Here is a 6362-nt window from a genome sequence, read left to right as displayed (position 1 = left end):
GGCGGACGTCAGTACGCCTCTTCGGAGGCGCCCGGCACGATCGTCGTCGATCCCGCCAACTATTACGTCTACCGCATCGAGGGCGACGGCGCTGCCACGCGCTACGGCGCCAATGTCGGCCGTCAGGGCTTCCTGTGGAACGGCAACGCGTATGTCGGTCGCAAGTCCGAATGGGCGACCTGGACCCCGCCCAAGGAGATGATCCGGCGCCAGCCCGAGGCGGCGAAATACGCCCGCGGCATGCCCGGCGGACTCGACAACCCGCTCGGCGCCCGCACGCTCCATCTCTACCAGAACGGCGCCTATACGCTCTACACGATCTACGCCAGCAGCGACGCCGAATCGATCGGCACGGGCATCACCAGCGGCTGCGTCGGCCTGCTCAGCCAGGACATGATCCATCTCTACGCGCAGACGCCCGTCAAGACGAAGGTGGTCGTGCTCCCGGCCTGAGGGCGGGCATCCGCCGCGCGCGATCCCGGACGGAAGGCGTCAGTTTCGCCGATGGCGGTGCCGTTCGCGCTCCCCGGCGGCCTCGACATGCTGCAGGATCGGGTTCCCTGACGTCCGACAGCGCGCCGGGAGCGCCCGCCATGGCCTACGCGACGACGATCGAAGGCACACGCTTCACCTTCCCCGACCTGCGCCGCCTCCTCGCCAAGGCGACGCCGGAGCGGTCCGGCGACCAGCTCGCCGGCCTCTGCGCGACGGGCCGGTGGAGCGCCTGGCCGCGCAGATCGCGCTGGCGGACCTGCCGCTGAAGACCTTCCTGCCGAGGAGCTGATCCCTCGGAGGAGGACGAGGTCTCCGACCTGATCGCCCGCCGGCACGACGCGGCGGCCTTCGCGCCGGTCTCGTCCCTCACGGTCGGCGCCTTCCGCGAGTGGCTGCTCTCCCCCGCCGCCGACGCGCGGGCGCTCGCCGCCCTCGCGCCCGGCCTCACGCCCGAGATGGTCGCGGCGGTCTCCAAGATCTGCCGGCTGCAGGATCTCGTCGCGGTGGCCGCCAAGCGGCCGGTCGTGACGCGCTTCCGCTCCACGATCGGCCTGCCCGGACGCCTCGCCACCCGCAACCAGCCGAACCATCCGACCGATTCGTCCGAGGGCATCCTGATCTCGGCCCTCGACGGCCTGCTGATGGGCTCGGGCGACGCGGTCATCGGGGTGAACCCGGCCACCGATTCGCTGCCGGATTACATCCGCATCGTCGAGCTTCTGGAGACCCTGCGGCTGCGCCTCGACGTGCCGACCCAGCATTGCTGCCTCGGCCACGTCACCGTGGCGATCGAGGCCATGGCGAAAGGCGCGCCCGTCGATCTCGTGTTCCAGTCGGTGGCCGGCTCGCAGAAGGCCAATGCCGGCTTCGGCGTCGACCTCGCCGTCCTGCGCGAGGCCTCGGAGGCGGCGCGGGCGCTGGGCCGCTGCCCGGCGGGCGGCCAGGTCATGTATTTCGAGACCGGCCAGGGCTCGGCCCTCTCGGCCGACGCCCATTGGGGCGTCGACCAGCAGACCATGGAGGCGCGCGCCTACGCGGTGGCGCGCGAGTTCGACCCGCTCCTCGTCAACACGGTCGTGGGCTTCATCGGTCCCGAATACCTCTACAACGGCAAGCAGATCATCCGGGCCGGGCTGGAGGACCACTTCTGCGGCAAGCTGCTCGGCCTGCCGATGGGCGTGGACGTCTGCTACACCAACCATGCCGATGCCGACGGCGAGGACATGGACGCGCTCCTGACCCTGCTCTGCGCGGCCGGCGTCAGCTTCGTCATCACCGTGCCGGGGGCGGACGACGTGATGCTGAACTACCAGTCGCTGTCCCACCACGACGCGGTCTTCGCCCGCGAGACCCTGGGCCGTCCGCCGGCCCCGGAATTCGAGGCGTGGCTGCGCGACGTGCGCATCACGGACGCGCAGGGCCGGCTCACCAGCGCCACGGGTGAGTTGCCCCCGGCCCTCGCCGCGGCCTCCCGGCTCCTGCCCGGGCGGGCCGCGTGAGCGACCCGACCGAGCCGGCCAAGCCGGCCCACGCGGGCACCCCGACGCTGCGCGATCTGCGCGGGCTGACCCAGGCCCGCATCGCCCTGGGCGCGCACGGCGCCGGCCTTCCCACCGGCGCGGCGCTCGCCTTCGGCCTCGACCATGCCCGCGCCCGCGAGGCGGTCTGGACGCCCCTCGACGCGGCCGCGATCCGCGCAGCGCTGCGGGCCCAGGGCCTGGAATCGGTGGAGGTCCGCTCCACCGTGTCCGACCGGACGGAGTACCTGCGCCGGCCGGACCGGGGCCGCAGCCTCGCTCCGGAATCCGCCACGGTGCTCGACGGGCACGGGCCGGGCTTCGACGTCGCCATCGTGATCGCGGACGGGCTCTCGGCCACGGCGGTCGCGCTGAACGCGGTCCCCGCCACCGCCGCGCTCGCGGCGCGGGTGCGCCGGGCGGGCTGGAGCCTCGCCCCGGTGGTCGTCGCAAGCCAGGGGCGGGTGGCGATCGGCGATCCCATCGGGGCGCGGCTGGGGGCGCGCTGCGTCGGGGTTCTGATCGGGGAGCGGCCCGGCCTGTCGGCCTCGGACAGCCTCGGCTGCTACGTCACGTTCGGCCCGGAGCCGGGGCTGCCCGATTCCCGGCGCAACTGCATCTCGAACATCCGGGAGGGCGGCCTTTCGGTCGAGGCGGCCGCCGGGCAGATGGAGGCGCTGCTGCGGGCGATGCTGGCCCAGGGCACCAGCGGCGTCGCGCTGCGCCGGGAGGATCCCGCCGAGCCGAAGGCTCTCCCGGACGCGCGGGACTGACCGCTCGGATTGCCCGAACGGTCGTCACGCTCGCTCCGCGGACGGGCTGCAGCCGAACTGGGACCGGTAGCAGCGGGCGAAATGGGCCGCGCTCGCGAAGCCGCAGGCGGTCGCGATCTCACCGATCCGGAGCGGGCTCTGGCGCAGCAGACGCCGTCCATGGGCGAGGCGGATGGCCCTGTACTGGGCCGAGAAGCTCAACCCGAGCTTCTCGAGGAACAGCCGGTCGAGGTGGCGTGGGCTGATGGACGCGAGGCGCGCCATGGCGAGGCGGCCGAGCGGCGCCTCCACCGTTTTCTCCATCGTCTCCAGCACCGTCAGCAGGGCCGGATGGTGAATTCCATAGCGCTCGACCGCGGAGGCCCGCTGCGGGTCGTCGGCGGCGCCGATGGCGGTGTGGAGGAACCAGTCGGAGACGCGGCGGGCGAAGGCCTCACCCATGCGCTCGGCGATCAGGGCGTGGGCCATCTCCAGGGGCGCGACGCCGCCGCCGCAGGTCAGGCGATCGCCGTCGGCGACGTAGCGTGCCCGGTTCAGGCGCGCGTCCGGGAAGGTCTCGACCGTGGCGCCGGCATATTCCCAGTGCAGCGTGAACGCGCGATCGGCCAGCAGGCCCGCCGCGGCCATCAGGTAGGGACCGCCCGAGATGCCGCCGATGCGCACGCCGAGCCGAGCCATCCGCCGCAGGGTCGCGTGGATCTCGGGCCTGTCCCACCCGGTCGGCTCGCCGCCCGCGCAGACGAAGAGGGTGTGGAGATGGCCGCGCTGGCGCGGCAGCGCCTCGGTGGGGACCTCCGCGCCCGACGAGGCGGCGACCCGGCCCTCCGCCTCGCCGAAGTAGCGCAGCCGGTAGAGCGGCCGCCCGGCGAGATCGTTGGCCGCGCGGAACGGCTCGCAGCCCGAGGCGAAGGACATCAGCGCGAAGCCGGGCACGAGGATGAAGCCGATCTCCTGCGGTGAATCCGCGGTCTCTGCAGCCATTCCGCCAGCGCTCTCCGGCCTCACACGGCTCAGCCGTGCAAGAAACCGTCCGTCCTGGTCAAACGCGATGCTTGGCATCCATCATCCTGTGTGTCGTCTTCCCGTGCCGCGCGAGACCGCCTCCGGATGCCTCGACCTGCCGACTTGCCCCCGTTCCGCGCTGCGGCGGCGTCCCGTCCCGGCAGCCTCCAGGAGTGCCGGCCGTGAGCCGCCGCTACGACGTCGCCGTTCTGGGACTCGGCGCGATGGGCAGCGCCGCGCTCTACCAGCTGGCGAAGCGGGGCGCCGCGGTCATCGGGCTCGACCGCTTCGCGCCGCCCCACGCGCTCGGGTCCAGCCACGGCGAGACGCGGATCACCCGGCAGGCGGTCGGTGAGGGCGCCGACTACGTTCCCTTCGTCACCGCCTCGCACCGCATCTGGCGCGAGCTGGAGGCCGAGACCGGCGAGACCCTGCTGAACGCCTGCGGCGCCCTCGTCATGGCACCCGGCCACGGCACTTCGTCCCATCACGGGAAGCCGGATTTCGTCGGACGCTCGATCAGCGCGGCACAGGGGGCCGGCATCGCCCACGAGGTGCTCGACGGTGCGGCGGTGGCGCGCCGATTCCCGCAATTCCTCAACCTCGCGGGCGACGAGAAGGCTTATTACGAGCCGGGCGGTGGCTACGTGTTCCCGGAGCGCTGCCTCGCGGCGCAGCTCGGCCGCGCGGGGGCCGCGGGGGCCGAGATCCGCACGAACTGCGCGGTGGTCGGGCTGCAGCAGGACGGGAACGGCGTCCGTATCGACACCGCGGAGGGGACCATCCTGGCCGACCGCGCCGTCGTGGCTGCGGGCGCCTGGACGGCCCCGCTGCTCGGGAGCCCATTCGACCGGCTCCTGACCGTCCGCCGTCAGCTCCTGCACTGGTACGCGCTGGCGGACGAGACCGCCTACGGGCCGCATTCGCCGGTCTTCATCTGGATGTACGGGACGGGCGACACCGAATACCTCTACGGCTTCCCGCCGCTCGACGGGTCCATCAAAGTCGCAACGGAGCAGTACGACACCACTACCAGTGCAGACGGGGTGGAGCGCCGCGTCGACTTGTCCGAATCCGCCGAGATGTACCGGCTGCGCGTCGCGAACCGTCTGGCCGGCGCGACCCCGGAGGTCGTCCAGGCCGCGGCCTGCGTCTACACGGTGACCCCCGACCGCGGCTTCATCATCGACCGGCATCCCGCGATGGACCGGGTCACGGTGGTCTCCGCCTGTTCGGGGCACGGCTTCAAGCACTCGGCCGGCATCGGCGAGGCCGTCGCGGCAGAACTGGCCGGGACCGGCGGCACAGTCGATCTCACGCCCTTCGCCTTGGCACGTTTCAGTTGATGCGCCGGCTAATGGCTCGTGGATTGCTAGAAACCATGCCAAGATCGGTTGACCCGAGCAGGAAAGATCCGATGCGCCTCACGATCCGCACCCTTCTGACGACCGGTGCGCTGGCCGCGCTCGCGGCGTTCTCGGCCGTCGCGCTGCCCGGCCGGGCCACGGCCGCCGACGGCGTCGACGCGATCAAGAAGCGCGGGACGCTGATCGTCGGCGTGAAGGCGGATTACAAGCCGTTCGGCTTCCGCGACCCGAGTGGGACGATTATCGGCCTCGAGCCCGACCTTGCCGCCGACCTCGCCAAGCGCCTGGGCGTGAAGCTCGAACTCGTGCCGGTCGTCTCGGCCAACCGGATCGAGTTCCTGCAGCAGGGCAAGGTCGATCTGCTGATCGCCACCCTCTCGGACAAGCCGGAGCGCCGCCGCGTCGTCCAGGCGATCGACCCGAACTACTATTCCGACTTCGTCAACGTCCTGCTGCCCAAGTCGTCCGGCATCACCGACTGGGCGCAGCTCAAGGGTAAGCCGGTCTGCGCCACCTCGGGGGCTTGGTACAACAAGGACGTCGCGCGGACCTACGGGGCGGAGATCGTCGCCTTCGACGGATCCGAGAAGCCGCTCTTCGCGCTCAAGCAGGGCAACTGCATCGGCTACGTTTACGACCAGAGCATGCTGCAGGGTAAGCTGCTCGACGACGACTGGAAGGCTAACTACGCGCTGCCGCTCAAGGGCATCCTCGACGCCCCGTGGATGATGGCGGTGGCGCAGGGCAACACCACGCTCCAGGCCGCGGTCGAGGACGCCACCAAGGACTGGATGAAGACCGGCTTCATCGTCAACGAGGAGAAGAAGTGGGGCATCGAGCCGACCGCTTACTCGAAGGCGATGTACGAGAAGTACAAGAACGCGACCAACTGATGCGCGCCTGCACGACGAAGCCGGGCGTTCACCCGCGATGATCGCCACGATCCAGGCGTGGTTCCAGCAGCTCTACGAGACCACGGGCTTCAACTTCACAATCTTCTACGATCCCTACGACTGGGACCGGTACGTGGCCGGCCTGCGGATGACGCTAATCCTCGGGATCAGCACCATCCTGGCGAGCCTCGTCATCGGCGCCGTCGGGGCGCTCCTGCAGAGCGGGCCGTCGCGCGTCCTGCGGGCGCTGGTCAACGGCTTCGTGGTGGTGTTCCGCAACACGCCGCCGCTCGTGCAGATCTTCTTCTTCTACTT

Annotated in this window: 6 protein-coding genes and 1 pseudogene; 6 read left to right on the top strand and 1 reads right to left on the bottom strand. The window is 71.1% G+C overall.

Features of this window, described 5'->3' with window-relative positions:
* The 3 genes and pseudogenes from I53_RS07855 to eutC form a co-directional block, all read left to right on the top strand.
* The coding region (locus tag I53_RS07855; RefSeq protein ID WP_043348820.1) for a L,D-transpeptidase at nt 1–453 on the top strand (453 nt) is incomplete at its 5' end.
* A 140-nt stretch (nt 454–593) separates the two neighbouring features.
* Nucleotides 594–1994 (top strand): annotated as a pseudogene (locus tag I53_RS07850) (ethanolamine ammonia-lyase subunit EutB).
* On the top strand, nt 1991–2785 hold the full coding sequence (eutC, locus tag I53_RS07845) for an ethanolamine ammonia-lyase subunit EutC (RefSeq protein ID WP_043348817.1): 795 nt from the start codon (nt 1991–1993) through the stop codon (nt 2783–2785). Before I53_RS07850 ends, eutC begins: the two are co-directional and overlap by 4 nt.
* 24 nt (nt 2786–2809) lie before the next feature.
* On the opposite strand, the gene I53_RS07840 is transcribed toward eutC, so the two are convergent.
* Nucleotides 2810–3766 (bottom strand): GlxA family transcriptional regulator, encoded by a 957-nt coding sequence (locus tag I53_RS07840; protein WP_043348814.1) that lies wholly within the window; start codon nt 3764–3766, stop codon nt 2810–2812.
* A gap of 203 nt (nt 3767–3969) precedes the next feature.
* Here I53_RS07840 and solA point away from each other — a divergent pair, with 203 nt between their 5' ends.
* The 3 genes from solA to I53_RS07825 all read left to right on the top strand — a co-directional run.
* Nucleotides 3970–5133 carry an N-methyl-L-tryptophan oxidase gene (solA, locus tag I53_RS07835; protein ID WP_043348811.1) on the top strand — a complete coding sequence of 388 codons (1164 nt, stop codon included), beginning with the start codon at nt 3970–3972 and terminating at the stop codon, nt 5131–5133.
* 71 nt (nt 5134–5204) lie between these two features.
* Nucleotides 5205–6047: a transporter substrate-binding domain-containing protein gene (locus I53_RS07830; protein ID WP_043348808.1), complete on the top strand. Its 843-nt coding sequence runs from the start codon at nt 5205–5207 to the stop codon at nt 6045–6047.
* Nucleotides 6048–6084: 37 nt separating this feature from the next.
* Nucleotides 6085–6362, top strand: a 278-nt coding sequence (locus I53_RS07825) for an ABC transporter permease subunit (protein WP_043348805.1), incomplete at its 3' end; no start/stop codon positions are given.

Origin of the sequence: Methylobacterium sp. B1, assembly GCF_000333255.1 — a bacterium.
GTDB classification, from domain to species: domain Bacteria; phylum Pseudomonadota; class Alphaproteobacteria; order Rhizobiales; family Beijerinckiaceae; genus Methylobacterium; species Methylobacterium fujisawaense.
The sequence above is the reverse complement of the archived record's forward strand: the minus strand, read 5'-3'. Positions and strand labels throughout refer to the sequence as shown.

Coding starts and splice junctions, on each gene's coding strand:
- I53_RS07840 (WP_043348814.1), bottom strand. CDS start 3,766: ATGGCTGCAGAGACCGCGGATTCACCGCAGGAGATCGGCTTCATCCTC.
- I53_RS07830 (WP_043348808.1), top strand. CDS start 5,205: ATGCGCCTCACGATCCGCACCCTTCTGACGACCGGTGCGCTGGCCGCG.